The organism is Pseudomonas sp. FeN3W, from assembly GCA_030263805.2.
In the GTDB taxonomy this organism is placed as follows: Bacteria; Pseudomonadota; Gammaproteobacteria; order Pseudomonadales; family Pseudomonadaceae; genus Stutzerimonas; species Stutzerimonas stutzeri_G.
In genome coordinates this window covers 1,857,056-1,880,365 of sequence record CP136010.1, presented here as the reverse complement: position 1 = coordinate 1,880,365, position 23,310 = coordinate 1,857,056, and the positions used below count along the sequence as shown (strand labels likewise).

Below are 23,310 nucleotides of genomic sequence, written 5' to 3'. Positions count from 1 at the left end.
ACGCAGCGTTCGCCGGATAACGGCATAGCCTTTATCCGGCGGGCGGAAGCGCCCGGGCAGTCGAAAAGGCCGTCGGCCGTTTTCCACCCTTGGCGGGTTACCCCGCGGCGGGCTTAGCGCTCCGCCACCGGCAGATCGTGCTTCTGCCAGGCGAGCCACGAGCCGGGCACGTTTACCACGTCGCGGAAACCCTCGCGCTTGAGGATGCTGGCTGCGATCGAGGCGCGGTAACCGCTGCCGCAATAGGTCGCCACGGTCCTGTCCTTGTCCAGTTGCTCCAGTCCTTCGGGCAGATGGGCGACGAAGGCGTGGCGGGCGCCGGGTACGTAGCCCTGTTCGACTTCCTCGGGTGCGCGCACGTCGAGTACCTGGACCTGCGGATCGTCGCGGCGACGGTTCAGCTCGTGCACCGTCCATTGACCGACGCAGGCCAGCGGCAGGCCGGCGTTCTGCCAGTCGGTCATGCCGTTGCGCAGGTAGCCTGCCACCCGATCGAGACCGATCCGGTACAGCTGCAACGTGGCCTGGTGGATCTGCTGGCTGTTTTCGCCGATCAGATAGATCGGTCGCTGGTCGTCGAGCATCCAGCCGGCCCAGCTGACGAACTCGTTCTGCAGGGCGATGTTCAACGCGCCGGGCACATGGCCGCCGCCGAAGGCGAGAATCGAGCGCAGGTCCACCAGCTGCACGGCGCCGGGGTCGGCGCTGCGCTCGGCGAACTCTTCCGGCGGCAGCGGCGCCGGCAGGATCGGCCCATGCATGCGCGTGGCCGGGCGCACATTGAGCTTTTTCAGCCGCGCATAGTGACGTGGCGGCTCGGGCATGCCGCTGAGCAGCCAGTCGATGAATTCGGCCTCGTTGCGCCGCTGGTTGAGCGCGGGGTTGAACAACAGCTCGTTGCCAAGCGTGGAGCGTCGTCGGTCACCGATGGACTTGCCGCAGGCCGAGCCCGCGCCGTGGCACGGATAGATCTCGACACGCTCACCCAGCGGCAGGTAGCGGGTGAAAAGTGTCGCATAGAGCTGCGCGGCCAGTTGCCGGGTGCTGTCTTCGCCGAGCAAGTCGGGGCGGCCGACGTCGAGGTTGAACAGGGTGTCGCCGGTGAACAGGGCGAAGGGCTCGTCGCCCTGCTGGCCGTCGCGCAGCAACAGCGAGATGTGCTCCGGCGTGTGGCCGGGTGAGTAGATGATTTCCAGACTGACCTGGCCCAGATCCAGCACCTCGCCATCGGCAGCCTGGCGCAGCTCGAAGGCGTAGTTCGCCGAGCAGCCACCGATGATCTCGACGCCGCTGCGTTCGGCCAGCGCCTGGGCGCCGGAGACGAAGTCGGCATGGATGTGGGTTTCGATGGCGTAGGCGATGCGCAGGCCCTTCTCACGGGCCAGGTCGAGGTAGACATCGACGTCGCGTCGCGGATCGATCACCGCGGCGACCGCGGCCTCGCTGTCGCCCACCAGGTAGGAAATCTGCGCCAGGCCATCGGTATAGATCGGCTCGAAAACCAGCATGCTGTCACATCCATAACGTGTCAGTGGTTATGGATGTGGAACGCCGCCAGGCGGCCGGCGTTCAGTCGGGCCGATCATTTGCGGACCAGCAGCACCCCGGATTCCATATGGTGCGTGTAGGGGAACTGGTCGAACAGCGCGCAGCGCTCGATGCGATGGGTGTCGGCCAGCTGGGCGATGTTCTGCGCCAGGGTTTCCGGGTTGCAGGAGATGTAGAGGATGCGCTCGAAGCGGCGGGCCAGCTCGCAGGTGTCCGGGTCCATGCCGGCGCGCGGCGGGTCGACGAAGATGCTGCCGAACTGGTAGCTCTTCAGGTCGATATGGGCCAGGCGGCGGAACGGACGCACCTCGTTCAGCGCCTGGGTCAGCTCTTCGGCGGAGAGGCGCACCAGCTCGATGTTGTCGATGCCGTTGCCTTCGATATTGGCCAGCGCGGCGTTGACCGAGGTCTTGCTGATCTCGGTAGCCAGCACGCGGCGTACGCGGGTGGCCAGCGGCAGAGTGAAGTTGCCGTTGCCGCAGTACAGCTCCAGCAGGTCGTCGTCGCGCTCGCCGAGGGCCTCGTACGCCCAGTTCAGCATCTTCTGGCAGACCTCGCCGTTGGGCTGGGTGAAGGCGCCTTCCGGCTGGCGGTAGCGGAAGCTGCGGCCCGCGACCACCAGCTGTTCTTCCACGTAATCGCGGCCGATGACGATGCGCTTGCCCTTTGAACGGCCGACCAGGCTGACGCCGAGGTCGGCGGCGAGCTGCTCGGCTTCGGCATGCCAGGCGTCGTCCAGCGGGCGGTGGTAGGCGAGGGTGATCAGCGCATCGCCGGCCAGGGTGGTGAGGAATTCGACCTGGAACAGTTTGAAGCTGAGCACTTCCGACGCCTGCCAGGCAGCCTTCAGCTGCGGCATCAGCTCGTTGATGCGGCGGCTGGCGATGGGGAAGTCGTCGATCAGAATGGCTTTGTGCTTGTCGCCCTGCTCGAACATTGCGTAGTGGCGCTGGCCCTCTTCACGCCACAGGCGGAATTCGGTGCGCAGGCGGTAGTGCTCGCGGGGCGAGTCGAAGACTTCCGGTGCCGGTGCATCGAACGGCGCCAGCAGTTCCACCAGCCGGGCGGCTTTCTCGGCGAGTTGGGCGGCGTAGGTGGCGGGGGCGAATTGCGGAGCGCTCATGAAGACTCTTGGAAAGGTAGGTAAATCGTAGGGTGGATCGGGGCGCGCAGCTGACGCTTCATCCATCCACCGTTGCCGCATGGAAGGTGGATGAGAAAAGCGTCATCCACCCTACGCTGCGATCAGCCGGCGAACCAGCCCAGCTTGACCACGAACAGCGCCGAGAGAATCCACATCGCCGGGCTCAGCTCGCGCCAGCGGCCGGCGAGCAGCTTGATCGCGGTCCAGGCGATGAAGCCGAAGGCAATGCCGTTGGCGATGGAGAAGGTCAGCGGCATGGCCAGCGCGGCAACCACGACCGGCGCGGCGACGGTGAGGTCGTCCCAGTCGATGCCGGCCAGGCTGCTCATCATCAGCACGGCGACGAACAGTAGTGCCGGTGCGGTGGCATAGGCCGGTACGGCGCCGGCCAGCGGGGCGAAGAACAGGCTGAGCAGGAACAGCAGCGCGACCACGCAGGCGGTCAGGCCGGTGCGGCCACCGGCAGCGGTACCGGCGGCGGACTCGATGTAGCTGGTGGTGGTCGAGGTGCCCAGGGCGGCGCCGGCCATGGTCGCGGTGCTGTCGGCCAGCAGGGCGCGGCCCAGGCGCGGCATCTTGCCGTCCTTGTCCAGCAGGTCGGCCTTCTGCGCTACGCCGATCAGGGTGCCGGACGTGTCGAACAGGTCGACGAAGAGAAAGGCGAAGATCACGCTGATCAGGCCGATATCCAGCGCGCCCATGATGTCCAGCTGCATAAGGGTCGGCGCCAGAGACGGCGGCATCGACACCACACCGTTGAGCTGCGACAGACCGAGCAGGATCGACAGCCCGGTGACCACCAGAATGCCGATCATCACCGCGCCGGTGACCTGGCGATAGGCCAGCGCGGCGATCAGGAAAAAGCCCAGGCAGGCCAGCAGCGGGCCGCCAGCGCTGAGGTCGCCCAGGCCGACCAGAGTGGCCGGGTTATCGACGACGATGCCGGCGTTCTTCAGCGCGATGATCGCCAGGAACAGGCCGATACCCGCGGCGATGCCGGCACGCAGGGCCAGCGGAATGCTGTGGATGATCCACTCGCGAATCTTGAAGATCGACAGGCCGAAGAAGATCACGCCGGAGAGGAACACCGCACCCAGCGCGGTCTGCCAGGTGTAACCCATGGTCAGCACGACGGTGTAGGTGAAGAAGGCGTTCAGGCCCATGCCCGGCGCCAGCGCGATCGGGTAGTTGGCAACCAGGCCCATGATCGCCGAGCCGATGGCCGCGGCCAGGCAGGTGGCAACGAACACCGCGCCGTGATCCATGCCGGTTTCGGCGAGGATGCTCGGGTTGACGAAGAGGATGTAGGCCATCGTCAGGAAGGTAGTGATACCGGCCAGGACCTCGGTGCGCAGCGTGGTGTTGTGCGCCTTGAGTTGAAATAGCTTTTCCAGCATGGTCGATCCTCTAAGTGCCGGTCAGTGTGAGGGCTGTCGCCTCTGGCGGGCGATTCGCGTGTCATCGCAAAAGCCGCGCATCTTACACCGGGCGGCAGCGCGGTTGAATTTCCATTGAGCAGGTGAACGCCATGAGCAAACGAGTCCTGATTCCGATCGCCGACGGTTCAGAAGACCTGGAGGCCGTCACCCTGATCGACGTGCTGCGGCGTGCCGAGTTCGAGGTACTGGTGGCCAGTGCCGAAGAGCGGCGCATGCTGACCTGCGCGCGCGGTACCCGGATCACCGCCGACGCCATGCTGCTCGACGTGCTGGCGCAGGATTTCGACCTGATCGTGCTGCCCGGCGGCATGCCCGGCGCGAAGACCCTTGGCGAGCTGGAGCCGCTGGCCGAGCGCGTACGCCAGCAGGCCCGTGCCGGGCTCGATTTCGCCGCGATCTGCGCCGCGCCGGCGGTGGCGCTGCATCCCTACGGCGTACTCAAGGGGCGGCAGGTGACCTGCTACCCGGGCATGAGCGACAACCTCACCGGCACGCATTTCCTCGACCAACCGGTGGTGGTGGACGGCAACTGCATCACCAGCCAGGGCCCGGCCACCGCCCTGGAGTTCGCCCTGACCCTGGTGGAACGTCTCGCCGGTCGCGCCAAGCGCCGCGAGGTGGCCGACGCCATGCTGGTGCCGGCGACGAACTAACCTCGTCCCGGATCGGTCACTCCTAGCATTGCCGGAAGCTCCGGCGGCAATTGGCTGAATCCGAGGAAAGCGATGGACAGTGTCGATCTGGCAGTACTGCGGCGCGCCCGCGACTGGTTGCGTGACGGTCACGCGGTGGTGCTCTACACGGTGCTGGAAACCTGGGGCAGCGCGCCGCGCCCGGTGGGTTCGCTGCTGGCCTTGCGCGGCGATGGCCGGGTGGAGGGTTCGGTGTCCGGCGGCTGTGTCGAGGACGACCTGCTCGCCCGGGTCATGGCCGACGAGCCGCCATCGGCCTGCCAGCTGATCACCTATGGCGTGAGCAAGGAAGAGTCCGCGCGTTTCGGCCTGCCTTGCGGCGGCACCCTGCGCCTGTTGCAGGAGCCATTGCGCGATGCCGGCTGGATCGACGAGCTGCTGCGTCGCTGCGCCGGACATGAACGGCTGTTGCGCTGCGTGGATATCGCCAGCGGTGATGTAAATCTGCATGCCGCCGGCCGCGACGCGGCGCTGCAGTACGACGGACACACCCTGCGCGCACCGTTCGGCCCGGCCTGGCGCCTGCTGATGATCGGCGCCGGGCAGCTGTCGCGCTATGTCGCCGACCTGGCCCACGGCCTCGGCTTCGAAGTGCTGATCTGCGACCCGCGCGAAGGTTACGCTCACGACTGGGATGCGGCGGCCGTGCGCTTTGTCCCCGGTATGCCGGACGATGCCGTGCTGGCCATCGAGCCGGATGCGCACACCGCGATCGTCGCGCTGACCCACGACCCTCGCCTTGACGACATGGCGCTGCTCACGGCGCTGCAGTCCGAAGCCTTCTATGTCGGCGCCCTGGGCTCGCGCGTCAACAGCGAAAAGCGCAAGTCGCGTCTGCTTTCGCTGGGCCTCGGCGAGCGGCAGGTGCAGCGGCTGCATGGCCCCATCGGCTTGCCCATCGGCAGCCGTACGCCGGCGGAGATCGCACTGTCGTTGATGGCCGAGGTGGTGGCGCTGAAGAACGGTGCCCTGGTCGGCCAGACGTTACCGGAGCAGTGCTGTGCCTGAGCAAGGCGTTTGCACCATCGTCCTCGCCGCGGGACAGAGCAGCCGGTACCGCGCGGCTGCTGGCGCCGACAAGCTGCTGGCAGCCAGCCTGGCTGCTGCGTCTGCGCCGCCGGTGCTGGCGGCCACGCTGGCGAACCTTCGCGGTGTCGCCGAACGGCTGCTGGTGGTGACCCGCGCAGACAATCTGCCTCTACGCGACTGGCTGAGCGCCAATGCCGCCGATTGCGAGGTGCTTGCGCTGGAAACCCGCGGGCTCGGCCACAGCCTCGCGCAGGCCGTGGCTCACGCGCCGGCAGCGCGCGGCTGGCTGGTGGCATTGGCCGATATGCCCTATGCGCGGCCGCGGACCCTGCGCGAGATCGCGGCGGCAATCCGCGAAGACAGTCTGGTCGTGCCGACCTATCACGGTCGCCCCGGGCATCCGCGCGGCATAGGCGGCGCCTATCGCGATGCACTGCTGCAGCTGGACGGTGATCGCGGTGCCCAGGCGCTGTTCGCCGCGCACCCGGTACTGGAACTCGCCTTGAACGATCCCGGTGTACTGCAGGACATCGACCATCCTGATGATCGCCGGCAGGCATGAGCGCCAATTGCCTCGGCTGCTTCCGGAGCTCCTGCACGAACCCAGAAGTCTGGCGAACGTAGCATCGCGCAGTAACGGGCGGTGTGGGCGGCTTAATCCCGATCCGCTAGCAGGCTCGCTCCCGTGGAACAGTACGTCGATCGCGGCGAGATGACCCTTAGCCAGCCGCAACCACTCGACCAGCCGAGCTGAACGATTTTCGCGCCACGCCAGTCGTACCCCAAGACGCACGGACAGCGCATACCAACGCCCAAACCGTGAGGCTGCCATGAGCGAAAATACTTCAGCTGCAGGCCAAACCTGCACCATCAGCCTGGAGCTGAACGGCGAACGCCGTGAGCTTCAGGTGCAACCCTGGACCACTTTGCTCGACCTGCTGCGCGACCAGCTTGGCCTGACCGGCACCAAGAAAGGCTGCGATCACGGCCAGTGCGGCGCCTGCACGGTGCTGCTCGACGGTCGGCGTATCAACAGCTGCCTGACCCTGGCGGTGATGCACGACGGCGCGAGCCTGACCACCATCGAGGGCCTGGCCAGCGATGCGACGCTGCATCCGCTGCAGGCCGCGTTCGTCAAGCACGATGCTTTCCAGTGCGGTTATTGCACGCCGGGGCAGATCTGCTCGGCGGCCGGGCTCGCGGCGGAGAACCGCGCTAGCAGCCGCGACGAGATTCGTGAACACATGAGCGGCAACCTCTGCCGCTGCGGCGCCTACCCGAACATCCTCGCCGCCATCGAAGACGCACTGCCGACACTGCGCGGCCAGGAGGGTGCGCAATGACGCCGTTCAGCTATCAGCGCCCGGAGCGCATCGACCAGGCCATCGCCCTGCACGGGCCGCAAAGTCGCTACATCGCCGGCGGTACCAACCTGCTCGATCTGATGAAAGAGAACGTGCTGCAGCCCGGCCAGCTCATCGACATCAACGGCCTGCCGCTGCGCGAGATCGAGCAGACCGCCGAGGGCGGCCTGCGCATCGGGGCGCTGGTGAGCAACGCCGACCTGGCCTGGCATCCGCAGATCGAACAGCGCTATCCGCTGCTGAGCAAGGCGATTCTCGCCGGGGCATCGCCGCAGCTGCGCAACATGGCCAGCACCGGCGGCAACCTGCTGCAGCGCACCCGTTGTTACTACTTCTACGACACCGCCACGCCCTGCAACAAGCGCGAGCCGGGTTCCGGCTGCGGCGCACGCGACGGGCTCAACCGCATCCACGCCATCCTCGGCGCCAGCGAGGCCTGCGTCGCCGTGCATCCGTCGGATATGTGCGTGGCGCTGGCGGCGCTGGATGCCCGGGTGCATATGGAAGGGCCGCATGGCCAGCGGCGGGTCGATCTGGTGGACTTTCATCGCCTGCCAGGCGACCAGCCACAGCAGGACAACGTACTCGTCGAAGGCGAATTGATCACCGCCATCGAGCTGCCGGTGGAGGGCTTCGCCAGCCACTGTGCCTACCTCAAGGTACGCGACCGCGCCTCCTACGCCTTCGCCCTGGTCTCCGTTGCCGCGGCGCTGGAGGTCGATGGTGACGTCATCCGCCGCGCGCGCATTGCCCTGGGCGGCGTGGCGCACAAGCCCTGGCGCCTGGAGGACGCTGAAGACTTGCTCAGCGGCCAGCGCGCCGGGCCGGCGAGCTTCGCCGCGGCGGCCGATCGCCTGCTGCAAGGTGCGCAACCGCTTGTCGGCAACGCCTTCAAGATCGACCTGGCCCATCGCGCCATCGTGCGTGCACTGACCGAAGCCGCCGGAGGAACCGTCCGATGAACAGCGCCAACTCTCCACTGGGCAAGCCCCTGGACCGCGTCGACGGTCCGCTCAAGGTCACCGGCAAGGCCTGCTACGCCGCCGAAGCCGAGGTGCCGGGGCTGCTCTATGGCGCCGTGGTGTCGAGCAGCATCGCCCGCGGCCGGATCAAGCGTATCGATGCCGCCGCGGCCGAAGCGCTGCCTGGCGTGCGCCTGGTGCTGAGCCATCAGAACCGCCCGCCGATCGCCAGCTACGACGAGCCCTACGAGGACGACGATGCCGCCGATGGCTCGCCGTTCCGCCCGCTGTACAACGACCGCGTGCTCTACAGCGGCCAGCCACTGGCGCTGGTCGTCGCCGAGAGCCAGGCGCTGGCGCGCCACGGCGCGACCCTGGTGCGCATCGAATACGAGGTCGAAGCGCACCAGACCGACCTGCAGGCGGCGCGCGAACAGGCCCATGACGCCCCGGCCGAGCCGCCGGAGCCGCGCGGCGATTTCGACTCGGCGTTCGCTGCAGCGGCAAAGCACGTCGATTGCGAATACGGTACCCCGGTCGAGCATCACAACCCGATGGAACCGCATGCCTCCATCGTCCAGTACCAGCCGGGCGGGGAGCTGCTGATCCACGACAAGACCCAGGGCGTGCAGAACTGCCAGCGCTACCTGGAGCAGGTGTTCGACATGGAGGGCAAGATCCGCGTGCTGTCGCCCTTCGTCGGCGGTGCCTTCGGCTCCGGCCTGCGCCCGCAGTACCAGCTGCCGCTGGCGGTAATGGCCGCGCTCAAGCTCAAGGCCGCGGTGCGCGTCGAGCTGACTCGCCAGCAGATGTTCACCTTCGGCTATCGCCCGCGGACCGTCCAGCAGCTCAAGCTCGCCGCCGATGGCGAAGGGCGGTTGCAGGCCATAGAGCACAGGGCCATCGGCCAGACCTCGCGCTTCGAGGACTTCACCGAACATGAGGTGGAGTGGTCCGGCATGCTCTACGCCTGTGACAACGTGCGCCTCGGCTACCGTCTGGCGCCGCTGGACGTCTATACCCCGCTGGACATGCGCGCCCCGGGGGCGACCATTGGCGTCTATGCGCTGGAGTGCGCGATGGACGAGCTGGCTTATGAAATCGGTATCGATCCGCTGGAGCTGCGCTTGCGCAATTACACCGAGACCAACGGTAACGAGGGCAAGCGCTATTCCAGCAAGGAACTGCGTGCCTGCTACCAGCAGGGCGCCGAGCGTTTCGGCTGGTCGCGGCGCCCGACGCAACCACGCAGCCTGCGCGACGGCCATCAGCTGGTCGGCATGGGCATGGCCACCGGTGTCTGGGAGGCGATGCAGATGCCGGCCTCCGCTCGCGCCTGCCTCGACGCCGACGGCAGGTTGCTGGTGACCAGCGCCACCGCCGATATCGGCACCGGCACCTACACCGCGATGACCCAGATCGCCGCCGATGCCATGGGCCTGTCGATGGCCGATGTGGAGTTCCGCCTCGGCGACTCCAGCCTGCCGCAGGCGCCGCTGGAAGGGGGCTCGGCCACCGTGTCGTCGGTTGGCAGCGCGGTGCAACGCGCCTGCGAAGGCCTGCGGCAGAAGCTGCTGGATGCCGTGCAGCAGTCGCCGGCTTCGCCCTTTACCGGCGCGAACCTGGAGACGGTTGAGATCGTCGATGGCGAGCTGCAGCTGAAATCCGGCGAACATAGCGTGGCGCTGCGCGATATCGTCCAGGTCAGCGGCGCATTGGAGGCCGAAGCCAGCGTCAAGCCGGATGAGAAGCGCGACGCCTGGGCGACGGGAACCCATTCGGCGGTGTTCGTCGAGGTGCGCGTCGACGAGGAGCTCGGCACCATCAAGGTCAGCCGCGTGGTCAGCGCGATCGCCGCGGGCCGCATCGTCAACCCGAAGACCGCGGGCAATCAGATCGTCGGCGGTGTGGTATGGGGCATCGGCCAGGCGCTGCACGAGGAGACGCTGATCGACCATAAGCTCGGTCGCTACATGAACCACAACCTCGCCGAGTACCACATCCCGGTGAATGCGGACGTTCCCGAGATCGACGTGATCTTCGTCGAGGAGCACGACGAGGTGGTCAATGACCTGGGGTCGAAGGGAGTAGGGGAGATCGGCATCGTCGGGGTGGCGGCGGCGGTGGCCAATGCGATCTACAATGCGACGGGCAAGCGGGTGAGGGACCTGCCGATTACCCTGGATAAATTGCTGTAGTCGCCGGCGCGCTAGGTGGGCTTCGGCCCGCCGTTGCGGCTGCGGAAGATGGAGCCGCTGATCGTCCCCACGCTGCGTGGGGACGCCACGGTGGGCCTCTGGTTCGGGGCGTGTGGACCATCAGAACGGTAGCGTGACCCTTTGGGGGGCTTTAGCCCATCAGTGCGGCAAAAGGTTGCTGGGTCGTCACGAGGATAACGAGTTGCCTGACGGCTTGGTTTTCGCCCTGCTGGGCGAGTCACTTTTTCTTGTCTGGCCAAGAAAAAGTAACCAAAAAGAAGGCCACCCGGCATCCGGGTTTTGCTTCGCAAAACTTCCCTCCCTCCGGCGTTGCTCCGGGGGCCGTCGCGAAGGGACGTCCCTGTCCCTTCACTCCTCGCTCGGCGTCCTGCCTCGCGCCCCCCTACGCAACGCCTACGCTCGGCCTCCTGACTGGGAATGGGGTCCGAGTGTGCCTGTAGGTTTTCGGTCGCGATCTTTCTTCGCTATTTCTGGCGCGCATGGGCATGCGACTTCACGCGCCCCTGCATCAAACCTTCAATACCCGCCTCAGCAGGAACTGCCTCACCGGCACCACCGCCCGCTCCTGCGCCAGCACGCAGATCACGATGCACAATCCCAGATACAGCGGATAGAACGCCGGCGTCAGCGCCAGCTCCCCCGCCTGCACCACACAATCGCCCCAGTCCTCGAGACACTCCGCCGACACCACCCCGAGCAGCTTCTCCGAGCGCGAGAAGAGAATGAACACCGGCACATGCAGTACGAATAGCGGCAACGAGGCCGCGCCCAGGCGTTGCGACCAACTGACCACCGCGGCGCTGCGTGGTGTGGCGATCAGCGCGCAGAGCCAGACCAGCGTCAGCTGCGCCGGCAGCAGCAGGCCGTTGTGCAGCAGGAAATACCAGTAGCGCTCGCCCTTGAGCAGCCACACCGTTGCCAGGAAGCTGGCCAGCACGAATGCCCCCAGCGCCAGCCGAGCCGCGACGCCGAGTTGCCCGCCGGCCGCTCGCCATTCGCGGAACAGGCCGCAGAGCAGGATGCCGGCGAGAAATTCCGGCAGCCGCAGCAGCGGCATGCGGTGCAACATGCCGGTGACGGGAATGCCGTAGGCATCCTGCTGGATCGCCCACAGTGGCGGCAGCAGGTAGAGCGTGGCGATCGCCAGCAGCCACCAGCCCTTGTGGCGCAGACGCATCAGGCGCGGTGCCAGCAGTGGGAAGCACAGGTAGAAGAAGAACAGCGTGGAGATCGACCACAGCGGCGGGTTGAACGTCAGGTACAGCGGGTTCCAGGCCTGCAGCATCAGCAGTTGCAGGATGAAGTTGAACGCCAGCTCGCGGTTGTTCATGAAGTATTCGAGGGCGTCGCGGGCCTCGCCGCTGAGCTCCTCGTTGGTGTCGTAGACCACGTAGCGCAGGCTCGCCTTGGCGTCGTCCGGCGGAATGCCGAGCTTGGCGATGATGGTCAGCACGATGGCCGTCAGCAGCAGGGAGAACAGATGCAGCGGGTAGAGATTGGCCAGGCGCTTGCCGAGGAAATGTCGCGCCGGCTCGCGCAGTTCGCCCTGCCGGCAATAGACGTGTGCCAGCAGAAAGCCGGAGAGGACGAAGAAGCTGCTGGTGGCGAAAAAGCCGACGCCGGCCAGTTCCGAGAGCCAGGTCGGCTCGTCTTCGACGTAGGCGTGCACGGTATGGAACAGCACGACATAGATGGCCAGCAGAAAGCGCAGCCACTCCAGTCCGATGAAATGTTCGGTGCGCGCCACTGCTGCACTCCTTGCGTCGGTTGATAGTCATCGGACTCGCAGCGACGCCAGCGGTTGCGCTGCACCGGTAATCGGGAAGCGGCGCACGGCCGCCGGCGCCGGTGGTCGGATAGGTGGGAAATGCACCATACGATCCGGAGGCCCATGTTGTTGTCCGCCCAGCTTCGTTCATCGCTCGCCGCTCTGTGTCTGCTGCTGATCACGCTGCCGGTCGCCCAGCGCGCCGTAGCGCAGGACAGTATCGAATGGAGCGGTCCGTTCCTGGCACGCCTGGCGCAGGTGGACAGGCAGACGCCGGGGCAGTTGGGCGTCTACGTCAAGGACATGCAGACCGGCATTTCGGTCTCCTACCATGGCGAGGGCGCCTGGTACCTGGCCTCGACGGTCAAGGTGCCGATCGCCATCGCGGTGATGCGCCGTATCGAGCAGGGCGACTTCACGCTGGACAGCCCGGTGACGCTGCTCGCCAGCGATTACGTCGACGGTGCCGGCCCGACCAACAGCCATGCGCCGGGCAAGGCGCTGAGCGTGCGCTATCTGCTGGACCAGATGCTGATCCACAGCGACAACACCGCTAGCGACATGCTGATCAGGCTGGTCGGCATCGAGCAGGTCAATGCGGTCACCCGCGAGCTGGTGCCGGAGGGCTTCGGGCCGATCACCACCCTGGCCGATGTGCGGCGGCTGATCTACGGCGAACTGCATCCGGCGGCGCGCACCCTTTCCGGCAAGGATTTTCTCGCCCTCAAGCGGCAGCCGAACGACGCCGGCCGCCTGGCGTTGCTGCCGCGGCTGATCGGCGTGGAGCGCAGCGCGCTGGTGCCCATCAGCCTCGGCGAGGCTTACGAGCGCTACTACGCCACGCCGTTCAATTCCGGCACGCTGAAGGCCTATGGCGATCTGCTCTCGGCGCTGGACGCCGGCATCGCGCTGGGCCCGGCAAGCACCGAGTATCTGCTGAGCGTGATGCGCCGGGTCGAGACCGGCGTGCGGAGAATCAAGGCCGGGCTGCCATCCGGCACCGGGTTCGCCCACAAGACCGGCAGCCAGCGCGCGCGTATCTGCGATGCCGGGCTGGTGGATCAACCAGGTGCGGCGGATTCGACGTCCCAGCGCCTGATCATCGTCGCCTGCGTGCGCGGGGTGGCCTCCACCGCCCAGGCCGAGCGGGCATTGCATGGCACTGGCGAGGCTGTCGCCGCAGCGGGGTTGATTCGAAGATGAGCAGATTGATCGTGTTGGGTGCTCTGCTGTTGCCACTGGCCGGCCTGACGGCCTGCACCGAACAGGCCGAGGCGACCTGGAAGGATGGGTTGGAGCAGGAGCTGCGTCGCGTCGACGAGGCGTCACCGGGCAAGCTCGGCGTCTATATCAAGCATCTGGGCGAGGATGCCGAGCTGCGCTACGACGCCGAGCGTTTCTGGTACCTGGGCTCGGCGGTGAAGGTGCCGATCGCTCTGGCCGTGCTGCAGGGCGTCGACGATGGCGAGTTTCGCCTCGATCAGCGGCTGACGCTGGAAGCCGAGGACAAGGTGGACGGCTCCGGCGATCTGGTCTGGCAGGATAATGGCGTCGACTACTCGCTGCGTGACCTGCTCAAGGAAATGCTCATCGAAAGCGACAACACGGCGGCCAACATGCTGATCCGGCTGGTCGGCGAGGATGCGCTCAATCAGCGAACCCGCAAGAGCATGGGCGGCGACTTCGAGGCCATCACCAGCTTCATCCAGGTGCGCCGCGACGTGTACGGCGAGGTGCATCCCGATGCCGCCCGGCTGGACAACATGCAGCTGGTGGAACTGGCCTCGGCGCCGTTCAGCAAGCCGCGTTACGAGGCGCTGGCGCGGGTACTCAACCTGCAGGCCGATGAGCTGAAGGCAGCGAGCATGGAGCAGGCCTACGAGCGCTACTACGCGCGCAAGCTCAACTCCAGCAGTCTGGTGGCCTACGGCACGATGCTGGAAAAACTGGTGCGCGGGGAGCTGCTGTCGCCCGAGAGCCGCGATCTGCTGTATGGCTTCATGAAGCTCGATTCCTACGACAACTACCGGCTCGAAGCCGGGCTGCCGGAGGATGTGCCCTTCATCCAGAAGACCGGCACGCAGCTGGAGCGCGCCTGCCATGTGGGCGTGATCGAGCCGCAGGACGAGAGCCGCGCGATCGTCGTGGTGGCCTGTGCCGAAGGCCTGGACGAAGGCAAGGAAGCCGGCAGCCTGTTCGAACAGGTCGGCCAGGCGATCAGCAAGGCGCTGTTGAGCGAAGAGCGGCCGAACTAAGCGCCGCGCATGTGCTGTCGCTGAACGTGCGATCCGCTCGCCGACGTTGCACATCGGCCGATCTGTCATTCATCGAGTTGGCCTGCTGGCAACAGGCCTCGCTCGTCGAACACTTTTCTAACGGTGTACATGCCATTGAGGGCAACCGGGAAGCCTGCATAAACCGCCATCTGTATGACCACTTCGACGATTTGCTCGGGTGTGCAGCCGACATTCAGCGCGCCGTGAACGTGCACTTCCAGTTGCGGTTGGCAGTGTCCCAGCGCGGTAAGCGCCGCCACGGTCGCCAGCTCGCGCTGGGGGAGGTCCAGGCCGGGGCGCTGATAGATGTCGCCGAACGGAAATTCGATCACGTAGCGCGCCAAGTCCGGCGCGATGGCTTGCAGGCTGTCGATGACCTTGCGCCCGGCTTCGCCGTCAATTTCTTCGAGCTTGGCCAGGCCTTCTGTGTAGCGGATCGATGCAGACATGGAGCGTTCCTCTTGATGGGCAAGGGGCTGCTCCCGTTTCGTACGCGGTCGCGCCGGCCCGGCCCTGCGGGTTGCGCGGCAAATGGCGCCATGCGGCGTTGCGGGACTTGGCAAGGGAACCACCATTACCTGCGCCCCGCGCCTTGCCTGGCGCCATTTGGCGCAGCTACGCGGCCTGCGACGAAACGGGAACAGACCCTAGAAGAAGCCTGCGGGTTGGAGTCAGCTCCAGGTCAAGCGGAAGTTTGTTGCCGATACAGCGCGATCTTTGCCTGCAGCGCATCGAGATGTTCACGGTCGCGTTGAATGCGCTTCTGCAGCCGGGCCGCATGTGCTTCGAGCAGCGCCTGGCGCGCTGCCAGTGTGGCATCGCCGTGTTCGCGCAGATCGGCATAGCGGATGATGTCGTCCAGCGCCATGCCGGTGTCTTTCAGGCGCAGGATGAAGCCGATCCACTCCAGGTCTCGCGGGCCATAGACGCGAAAGCCGCTGGCGTCGCGAGCGACCTGGCGCAGCAGGCCGATCTTTTCGTAGTAGCGCAGCGTGTCGGCAGACAGGCCGGTGCGTGCGGCGAACTGCCGGATGCTCAGGCGGACCGGCGCCTCGCTCATGCCTTGATCGACCGCAGAATGACGAACTTCGGTGTGGCGGCGACCTGCTCGGCGTTGCCGAACAGGCGTTTGAGCTTGAGGTGATAGCCGAGATGGCGGTTGCCGACGATCCACAGCTCGCCGCCCTTGGCCAGCGCCGCCTTGGCCTGGGTAAACATGCGCCAGGCGAGGAAATCGCCGACCACCTGCTGCTGGTGGAACGGCGGATTGCACAGCACCAGGTCCAGCGAGGCAGGAGGTTGCTCGGCCAGGCCGTCGCCAGCGCGAATCTCGACCGGGCGCTGACCATGGATCGCCTGCCAGTTTTCCCGCGCCGACTGCACCGCCATGTAGCTCTCGTCCACCAGCGTCAGTTGCGCCTGCGGGTTGCCCTGCGCGTAGACGATGCCGAGCACGCCGTTGCCGCAGCCGAGGTCGGCGACACGCAGCGCGCCAAGTGCCTGCGGCAGATGCGGCAGGAAAGCGCGCGTGCCGATGTCCAGCCCTTCACGACAGAACAGGTTGGCGTGGTTGAGCAGTTCGAGCGGCGGCGCGTCCAGGCGGTAGCGGGTCGGGTAGGGCGACCGCGGTGCCGGTTTCGCGCTTGGCGTGGCGGTGAGCAGGCGGGCCTTCTTTACCGCCAGCGAAGCCTGCACCGGCCCGATGTACCGCTCCAGCAGATCGCCGGCGGCACGCGGCAGGTGCTTGATCATCGCCGCCGCGATCACCTGCGCGCCCGGTGCCAGTTGGCCGTGCAGGCGGATCAGCTGTTCTTCCAGCAGGGCGAGGGTTTTCGGTACGCGAATCAGCACCCGGTCGAAGGGCCCATGAGCCACTTCGCTGGCCGGCACGAAGCGCACGCGTTCGGCCGGCAGGTCGTTGCGTGCCAGGTTCTTCTGCAGCGCCAGATGGGCCAGATGCGAGTCGCCGCTGCTGGTCACCTCGACATGCGCGGCCAGCGAGCAGGCCAGGGCGCCGAAGCTGTCATTGAGGATCAGCACCCGGCTGGTCGCCGGTAACCCCTGTTCGTGCAGCGTGGCGAGCAGGTATTCGTCGGCCGCATCGAAGGCCTGCAACGGCTCGTTGGGCTGCTCCGGCTGGCGGATCAGGTCGAGGCTGGCGTACGGGGTGTCGAGAATAGGCATGAGAACTGGCGGTGTTTGTCGGCGTCGGAAAGGAGTATCAAGGATTCATACGGGCGCTGCGTGCAGTGGGCCCGAAGATGCTCGGAGGGAGCGAAGTATGACCGCCAGCGAAGAGAAGTTCACCCGCCAGCGCCTGCTCGAGGTGCAGACGCTGACGCCCAACCTGTTCACCTTGCGTACCAGCCGCGACCCCGGTTTTCGCTTCACCGCCGGGCAGTTCGCCCGTCTCGGTGTGCGCAAACCCAGCGGCTGCATCGTCTGGCGCGCCTATTCGATGGTTTCGGCGCCGCACGACGAGTTTCTCGATTTCTTCTCCATCGTGGTGCCGGACGGCGAATTCACCAGCGAACTGAGCCGGCTAGAGGTCGGCGACGAGTTGCTGGTGGACAAGCAGGCCTTCGGCTTCCTGACACTGGATCGCTTTCCCGATGGCCGTGACCTCTGGCTGCTGGCCACCGGCACCGGGATCGCGCCGTTTCTGTCGATCCTGCAGGACTTCGAGGCCTGGCAGCGCTTCGAGCGCATCGTGCTGGTCTATAGCGTGCGCGAGGCGCGTGAGCTGGCCTATCAGCAGCTGATCGCCGAACTGCCGCAACGTGAGTATCTCGAAGGTCTGGGCTCGAAGCTGCTGTACCTGCCGGTGGTAACGCGCGAAACGGTACCCGGTGCGTTGCACGGGCGCATCACCACACTGATCGAGAACGGCGAGCTGGAGCGCGCCGCCGATCTGCAGCTGACGCCCGAGCATTCGCGGATCATGCTCTGTGGTAACCCGCAGATGATCGAGGATACCCGCGCCATCCTCAAGGCCCGCGATTTGAACCTCTCCCTGACCCGAAGGCCGGGACAAGTGGCGGTGGAGAACTACTGGTAGGGGCAGCGGCAAGCCTCGAGCGTAGGGTGGATGGCCGAAGCCGTCCACGCGCAAGCGGCGCCGGTTCTGCGCATGGCCTTGCCCTTGCACGTCCCGCGTGGAAAAGCGCCTCGCGCGTTTTCCACCCTACGTGACTGGGGACCCGATGGTTCCCATGCGGAGCGTGGAAACGCTCAAACAGGCACGGGCAGGATGTGTTGGGCTTCGTCGCTTCGCTCCTCAACCAAACCTACGCCCTAGCCAGAAGCTGGAAGCTGTGCATGGACATGGCCATGTCCCCTGGGCGATCGGACGCACATGGGTAGGTTGGCGCTGAGCGCAGCGAAGCCCAACAGGCACGGGCCGGGCGGGCCGCCCAAACGAAAAGCCCCCACCGGACGATCCGGCAGGGGCTCTTTCTTGCCGCTTGAAGCTTGCGGCTGGCCTAGACCACGCCCTGGGCCAGCATGGCATCGGCGACCTTGACGAAGCCGGCGATGTTGGCGCCTTTGACGTAGTTGATCCGGCCGTTCTCTTCACCGTGGGCGACGCAGGCGTGGTGGATCGACTGCATGATGCCGTGCAGCTTGGTGTCCACCTCTCCGGCGGTCCAGTGCAGGCGCATGGCGTTCTGGCTCATCTCCAGTCCGCTACAGGCCACACCACCGGCGTTGGAGGCCTTGCCCGGGGCGTAGAGGATGCCAGCCTCGAGGAACAGGTCGACGGCTTCCAGGGTCGAGGGCATGTTGGCGCCTTCGGCCACGCAGATGCAGCCGTTCTTCAGCAACGCGCGGGCGTCCTCGCCATCCAGTTCGTTCTGCGTGGCGCAGGGCAGGGCGATGTCGCACGGCAGGTTCCACGGACGCTGGTCTGCCAGGTAGGTCACGCCGAAGTGCGTGCCCATCTCCTCGAGACGACCACGGCGGACGTTCTTCAGGTCCATCAGGTATTGCCACTGTTCGGCGGTCATGCCGTCCGGGAAGTGCAGGGTGCCGCCCGAGTCGGACAGCGAGACGACCCGGCCGCCCAGTTCCATGACCTTCTGCGCGGCATACTGCGCGACGTTGCCGGAGCCGGAGATCGCCACGCGCTTGCCGTCGAAGCTGCTGTGGCTGCTCTTGAGCATCTCCTCGGCGAAGTACACGCAACCGTAGCCGGTGGCTTCCGGGCGGATCAGGCTGCCGCCGTAGGCCAGGCCCTTGCCGGTCAGCACCGAGGTGAACTGGTTGGACAGGCGCTTGTACTGGCCGAAGAGGAAGCCGATCTCGCGACCACCGACGCCGATGTCACCGGCCGGCACGTCGAGGTCCGCGCCGATGTGGCGGTACAGCTCGGTCATGAACGACTGGCAGAAGCGCATGACTTCGTTGTCGCTCTTGCCCTTCGGGTTGAAGTCCGAGCCACCCTTGCCGCCGCCCATGGGTAGGGAAGTGAGGGAGTTCTTGAAGACCTGTTCGAAGGCGAGGAACTTGAGGACGCCGATGTTCACCGACGGATGGAAGCGCAGACCACCTTTGTACGGGCCGATGGCGCTGTTCATCTGGATACGGAAGCCGCGGTTGACCTGCACACGGCCCTGATCGTCGACCCAGGGTACGCGGAAGATGATCGAGCGCTCCGGTTCGACCATGCGTTCGATGATGCCGGCCTGCATGTAGTGCGGATGGGCTTGGAGGAAGGGCCAGAGGCTGCGAACCACTTCTTCCACCGCCTGGTGGAACTCGGGTTGGTGGGGGTCGCGTTGCTTCAACCGCGCAAGAAAGGCATCAACGGTTTCGATCATCAGGTAGGCCCTCGGCGACCGCGTGTTGGCAGTCATTAATAATTTTGGCCGACGACTGTAACAAACCTGATTTGCACCGCGGAAGTGCGACATGGGTCTAGCATGCCGCCAAATGGTGCGCTCGATGGTGTTATGGAGCTGAATATATTGGCTCGGTTAGAGCGTCTAGTTTCTATGTTTCACGGTTTTTATGGCTTCAGGTAGCGGACGTGCTGTTTTATCTGCACCGTAATGTCGCACTTGTTGCGTCATTTTTGTGCTTCGCCGGATAACGGCTACTCGGCCAGCTCACAGCGATTGCGACCACTGCGCTTGGCTTTCAGCAGCGCGATGTCGGCGCGGTTGATGGTGCTCGAGTAGGTCTCGTCGGGACGCAGCTCGGCGATGCCCATGCTGGCGGTGACCCCCAGCAGGTCATCGTTCACCCGCACGCCGAGCGCGGCAATGCTTTCGCCGAGGCGGCGCATCACCGTGCAGGCCATCTCGGCATTGCTTTCCGGCATCAGGATGAGGAATTCCTCGCCGCCCCAGCGACCGCAGAGGTCGTGTTCGCGAATCTCCGATTCCATGACACGCACCACTTCGATCAGCACGCGGTCGCCGACTTCATGGCCGTATTCGTCGTTGATGACCTTGAAGCGGTCGATATCCAGCATGACCATGGCCAGCGGCCGGCCGTAGCGTTTGGCGCGCTCGCTTTCCTCGCGCAGGCGCTCGGTCAGCAGGCGGCGGTTGGCGATGCCGGTCAGGGTGTCGAGGGTCGAGGCCTCGCGCAGCGAGGCATTCAGGTCCTGCATCATCATCTGGTAGCGGTCGGAGATGCGCGCGACCTTTTCCAGCTGGCGCAACTGCTTGTCGAAGCGTGCAGCCAGGCTCAGTTCGCGCTCGCGGGCGATGCTCTGGTAGCCGTCCGATACGCGGGCGATGCGCTCGATGCGGCCCAGCAGATCATGGTGGGCTCCCCATAGCTGGCTCAGGGCCTCTTTCAGCGGGTGCCCCTCGAACTGCGGATCGGCGAGGAGATTGATGACCTCTTGCTCTAGCGGCGATGGCCCACGCATATCGACCTTCTGTCAGTCGTGACTCTGGATGGAAAAGGGAAAGGTGCAGTCTTCCTTGAACTCTTCGGCCAACTCCACGACGCGCTCGTTGCGGATGTCGTAGTACCAGTTGACCGCGACCTGGCGGCCTTCCTGGGAGGCGGCTTCGAGCAGATCGAAGATATCCATCATCGCCTTGATGCTGCTGGTGTTCAGGTACAGCAGGCGCAGTTCGAGGCTGAGCGGATGTGTGGCTTCGCCAAGGAAGCGTTCGATCCATTCGTAGACCTGGTGGAACAGCTCGTAGGAGTTTTCCGGATACGAGTCGCCCTGCATCGAGACGATGCCTTTTTCCCAGTCGGACTGGATGGCGGGAGTGGACTGGCTGCCAGGGATTGAAAAATCGTTCATGGGGATGCTCTTGAGTTTCAGATGACGGCGCTCAGGCTGATGAAGGAAAGCTCGTCGGAGACCGGCTGCAGCGAAGCCTTGAGCGGCTCGCTGGACTTGCGGGCGATGTCGATCAGACCGAGGCCGGCGCCGGTTGCTACGTGTTCGTCGCGGGGTTTGCGCAGCTGTTCCTTGTACAGGGCCTTGAGGCCGGCCTTGTCCTTTTTCGCCAGTTCGGCGACCGCGGTAAGCAGCAGCTGGCCATCAGCGGGTTCGATCAGGTTGCCGGCCGACACCACGTAACGGCCCTGGTCATCGCGTGCGACCACGACCGTGGCGCCGGCCTGTTGATCGGACCAGTTCTTTTCGCGGGTGTAGTGGCGAATGTTCTGGGTCATCTCGATGTACACGGCGAACACGTCCATGGCCGAGGACGGGTGCGCCTGTTCTTCGCTCATGTAGTTACGCAGGGCATTGCCGATCTCTTCGATCAGGCTGCGGGAGATGGGGCCGTTGAAGCACAGCAGGATCTGTTGCTGGTTGTAGCATTCGCGCATCGCGAACATGTCAATGGGGGCCATGGCCAACTCCCTGTCTCAATCGAAACGGAAACATAACATCGTGATGTCATCGCGCTGTGGGAATTCACCCTGATAGCGCGCCAGTGCGAGGCTGAAGGCTTCGCCCTGTTCGGCCAGGGGAAGCCGTGCATGCTCACGAATCATGCTGGCGAAGCGGCTGTTGCCGAACCCGAACCCATCGTCGCCGCCGGCCTGGTCGAGGAAACCATCGGTGGTCATGTAGAAGGTCCGCCCCGGTTGCAGATCGACGCTGGTGTTGCGGTAGTCGCCGATGCGTTTATCGCCGATGGCGCGCCGCGCTGCCTTGATCTCGTGCACCTCTTCGCCGTCACAGTAGTACAACGCAATTTTCGCGCCGGAATAATGCACCTTGCGCTGGCGCAAATCGACATACGCCAGGCCGATGTCCATGTTCGTCGCCAGAGCGTGGGAGTCCTGCTCTTCGCGCAGCATGTTGCGCACGATCGCATCGGTGCGCGCGAGCGCGGCGGCGGGATCGTCCAGTCCGGTCGTGCCGAGCGCCTGATCGATGGCGGCGTGGGCCAGCATCGTCATCAACGCGCCGGGCACGCCGTGACCTGCGCAATCGACGATTCCGAACAGGCAGCCATGCTCGTCGGCGCGATACACATAGAAGTCGCCGCCGACGACATCTCGTGGCCGCCAGAGCACGGCATGACGATCACCCATGGCGGTGACCAGCTGTCGGTTGGGCAGGATCGAACGCTGGATGAGGCTGGCGTAGTCGATCGAATCGTCGATCTTCTTGTGCGCAGCGGCCATTTCCTGGTTGGCCTGCTCCAGGTCGCGAGTGCGCTCACGCACGCGATTCTCCAGCTCGCTGGTGTGGCTGCGAACCTGCTGCGCCATGGCACCGAAGGCTGCGCTGAGTTCGCCGATCTCGTCCTGTCGATGCAGGGGCAGGGGTGCATCGTACTGCCCCGCAGCCAGGGCCTGGGCACTGCGTCTCAGCTGGCGCAACGGTTTGAGGACGCGCTTCTCGACCAGCCAGGCGCCGCCGCCGATCAGCAGTAGGAACAGCACCAGAAACAGGGCGATGGCCGGCAGCAACGGACGCACCTCGACGATCTGTGCGGTCCCCAGGTCCACGGCGCTGGCGACGAACCACTGCAGTTCTGGAATCCAGCTCAGTGCCAGCAAGCGGGGCGCGCCATCCAGGGTGACGCGCAACGTCGCCACCGTGCCTGGGCTCTCGCGGCTTTCCGCCATGGCTTGACGCACTGCCGAGGCTTCGCCGAGGTCGTCGAGCTGACCGAGGATGCTCGTCGACAAGGAGCGTCCACGCGCGGTTTCGGCGTTGAGCGTGACCAGATTTTGATTCGGATGGACGAGGATGGAGCCGTAGGCATCGAGCACCATCGACTCGACGCCGACCTTGTTGGCCTCGATGAAGTCATCCAGAAACGCCTGCAAACTGATGCCGGAACCGACCAGGCCGAGGCGCCGATCGCCGTCACGCACCTGCACGTTGAACCACACCTTGAGCTCACCGGTGACCACCGAACGGTCGACGTTGATGGCATAGGGGCTATCGACCTGCAATGTCTGGAAGAACCATTCATCGCGTGGAGCGTCCGGGGCCATCGCATAGCGAGGCGCGTCGCTGGGTGGCTGGTCGGGTCCGTTCGAGTAGTAGCTGTTGCTGCTCGCCGAGGCGGCGAAGTAGGCGTGGTCGCCGAAGGCCTGCTGGTAGCCGGCTGCTTCCTGGAAAAAGACCTTGCGCTTGGCCGGGTCCTGCTCGTCGTTCAACCAGGCCAGCGTCAGTTGCGAAGCCGCCAGCCGTTGAGCCAGTGCCAGTTCGCGCGAAACCGGTGCGAACAGGCGTTCGCGGTTGAGCTGGACCACATTGCGCGCATAGGCCTCGCCGAAGCGACTCTGCACGCCGAGCAACGCCTCTCGACCAATGAAACCGGCAAAGACGAAAGCAAGCAGGCAACTGAGCAACAATGCCAGCAGTGATTTGCCGCGCAGTCCAAGTGCCGCCATGCGAATTGTCCTTTGTCGGTCGCGGGGTCCG

The 23,310-nt window shown here is 65.5% G+C and carries 21 protein-coding genes; 9 read left to right on the top strand and 12 right to left on the bottom strand.

Annotated features, from left to right (window positions below; all coding sequences use genetic code 11):
- Positions 1-113: 113 nt before the first annotated feature.
- From P5704_008945 to P5704_008935, 3 genes are all read right to left on the bottom strand, one after another.
- Entirely contained in the window at positions 114-1,508 is a 1,395-nt protein-coding gene (locus P5704_008945; GenBank protein ID WOF80585.1) for an MBL fold hydrolase, read from the bottom strand.
- Between the two features lie 74 nt (positions 1,509-1,582).
- Positions 1,583-2,671 (bottom strand): tRNA (uridine(54)-C5)-methyltransferase TrmA, encoded by a 1,089-nt coding sequence (trmA, locus tag P5704_008940; protein WOF80584.1) that lies wholly within the window; start codon positions 2,669-2,671, stop codon positions 1,583-1,585.
- 122 nt (positions 2,672-2,793) lie between these two features.
- A complete protein-coding gene (locus tag P5704_008935) occupies positions 2,794-4,089 on the bottom strand; it encodes an NCS2 family permease (protein WOF80583.1) in 1,296 nt (431 codons plus the stop codon).
- Positions 4,090-4,220: 131 nt separating this feature from the next.
- Here P5704_008935 and P5704_008930 point away from each other — a divergent pair, with 131 nt between their 5' ends.
- The 6 genes from P5704_008930 (at position 4,221) to P5704_008905 (ending at position 10,376) form a co-directional block, all read left to right on the top strand.
- On the top strand, positions 4,221-4,784 hold the full coding sequence (locus P5704_008930; GenBank protein WOF80582.1) for a DJ-1/PfpI family protein: 564 nt from the start codon (positions 4,221-4,223) through the stop codon (positions 4,782-4,784).
- 72 nt (positions 4,785-4,856) lie between these two features.
- Positions 4,857-5,831, top strand: a complete 975-nt coding sequence (locus P5704_008925) for an XdhC family protein (protein ID WOF80581.1) — start codon at positions 4,857-4,859, stop codon at positions 5,829-5,831.
- Entirely contained in the window at positions 5,824-6,414 is a 591-nt protein-coding gene (locus P5704_008920; protein ID WOF80580.1) for a nucleotidyltransferase family protein, read from the top strand. The genes P5704_008925 and P5704_008920 overlap by 8 nt, the downstream gene beginning before the upstream one ends.
- A 268-nt stretch (positions 6,415-6,682) precedes the next feature.
- Positions 6,683-7,195, top strand: coding sequence for a (2Fe-2S)-binding protein (locus P5704_008915; protein WOF80579.1), 513 nt, complete (start codon positions 6,683-6,685; stop codon positions 7,193-7,195).
- Positions 7,192-8,178: a xanthine dehydrogenase family protein subunit M gene (locus P5704_008910; GenBank protein WOF80578.1), complete on the top strand. Its 987-nt coding sequence runs from the start codon at positions 7,192-7,194 to the stop codon at positions 8,176-8,178. The genes P5704_008915 and P5704_008910 overlap by 4 nt, the downstream gene beginning before the upstream one ends.
- Positions 8,175-10,376, top strand: a complete 2,202-nt coding sequence (locus P5704_008905) for a xanthine dehydrogenase family protein molybdopterin-binding subunit (protein WOF80577.1) — start codon at positions 8,175-8,177, stop codon at positions 10,374-10,376. Before P5704_008910 ends, P5704_008905 begins: the two co-directional genes overlap by 4 nt.
- 529 nt (positions 10,377-10,905) lie before the next feature.
- Here P5704_008905 and P5704_008900 read toward each other — a convergent pair.
- Complete coding sequence (locus tag P5704_008900; protein WOF80576.1) at positions 10,906-12,144, bottom strand: acyltransferase; 1,239 nt, start codon at positions 12,142-12,144, stop codon at positions 10,906-10,908.
- Between the two features lie 144 nt (positions 12,145-12,288).
- On the opposite strand from P5704_008900, the gene P5704_008895 reads away from it, so the two are divergent.
- Both P5704_008895 and P5704_008890 read left to right on the top strand, forming a co-directional pair.
- Positions 12,289-13,368 (top strand): serine hydrolase, encoded by a 1,080-nt coding sequence (locus P5704_008895; protein ID WOF80575.1) that lies wholly within the window; start codon positions 12,289-12,291, stop codon positions 13,366-13,368.
- Entirely contained in the window at positions 13,365-14,420 is a 1,056-nt protein-coding gene (locus tag P5704_008890; protein ID WOF80574.1) for a serine hydrolase, read from the top strand. Before P5704_008895 ends, P5704_008890 begins: the two co-directional genes overlap by 4 nt.
- 65 nt (positions 14,421-14,485) lie before the next feature.
- Here P5704_008890 and P5704_008885 read toward each other — a convergent pair whose 3' ends face one another.
- From P5704_008885 to P5704_008875, 3 genes are all read right to left on the bottom strand, one after another.
- Complete coding sequence (locus P5704_008885; GenBank protein WOF80573.1) at positions 14,486-14,890, bottom strand: carboxymuconolactone decarboxylase family protein; 405 nt, start codon at positions 14,888-14,890, stop codon at positions 14,486-14,488.
- Between the two features lie 233 nt (positions 14,891-15,123).
- On the bottom strand, positions 15,124-15,501 hold the full coding sequence (locus tag P5704_008880; GenBank protein WOF80572.1) for a MerR family transcriptional regulator: 378 nt from the start codon (positions 15,499-15,501) through the stop codon (positions 15,124-15,126).
- Positions 15,498-16,625, bottom strand: a complete 1,128-nt coding sequence (locus tag P5704_008875) for a class I SAM-dependent methyltransferase (GenBank protein WOF80571.1) — start codon at positions 16,623-16,625, stop codon at positions 15,498-15,500. The genes P5704_008880 and P5704_008875 overlap by 4 nt, the downstream gene beginning before the upstream one ends.
- Positions 16,626-16,722: 97 nt before the next feature.
- Here P5704_008875 and P5704_008870 point away from each other — a divergent pair, with 97 nt between their 5' ends.
- Positions 16,723-17,499 carry a ferredoxin--NADP reductase gene (locus P5704_008870; GenBank protein ID WOF80570.1) on the top strand — a complete coding sequence of 259 codons (777 nt, stop codon included), beginning with the start codon at positions 16,723-16,725 and terminating at the stop codon, positions 17,497-17,499.
- A gap of 424 nt (positions 17,500-17,923) precedes the next feature.
- Here the strand turns inward: P5704_008870 and gdhA are convergent, their stop codons facing one another.
- From gdhA to siaA, 5 genes are all read right to left on the bottom strand, one after another.
- On the bottom strand, positions 17,924-19,261 hold the full coding sequence (gdhA, locus tag P5704_008865) for an NADP-specific glutamate dehydrogenase (GenBank protein WOF80569.1): 1,338 nt from the start codon (positions 19,259-19,261) through the stop codon (positions 17,924-17,926).
- A 275-nt stretch (positions 19,262-19,536) separates the two neighbouring features.
- On the bottom strand, positions 19,537-20,322 hold the full coding sequence (gene siaD / locus P5704_008860) for a biofilm regulation diguanylate cyclase SiaD (protein WOF80568.1): 786 nt from the start codon (positions 20,320-20,322) through the stop codon (positions 19,537-19,539).
- Positions 20,323-20,334: 12 nt separating this feature from the next.
- Positions 20,335-20,712, bottom strand: a complete 378-nt coding sequence (gene siaC, locus P5704_008855; GenBank protein WOF80567.1) for a biofilm regulation phosphoprotein SiaC — start codon at positions 20,710-20,712, stop codon at positions 20,335-20,337.
- A 17-nt stretch (positions 20,713-20,729) separates the two neighbouring features.
- Positions 20,730-21,272 (bottom strand): biofilm regulation protein kinase SiaB, encoded by a 543-nt coding sequence (gene siaB, locus P5704_008850; GenBank protein ID WOF80566.1) that lies wholly within the window; start codon positions 21,270-21,272, stop codon positions 20,730-20,732.
- Positions 21,273-21,287: 15 nt separating this feature from the next.
- Positions 21,288-23,279 carry a biofilm regulation protein phosphatase SiaA gene (gene siaA, locus P5704_008845; protein WOF80565.1) on the bottom strand — a complete coding sequence of 664 codons (1,992 nt, stop codon included), beginning with the start codon at positions 23,277-23,279 and terminating at the stop codon, positions 21,288-21,290.
- Positions 23,280-23,310 lie beyond the last annotated feature (31 nt).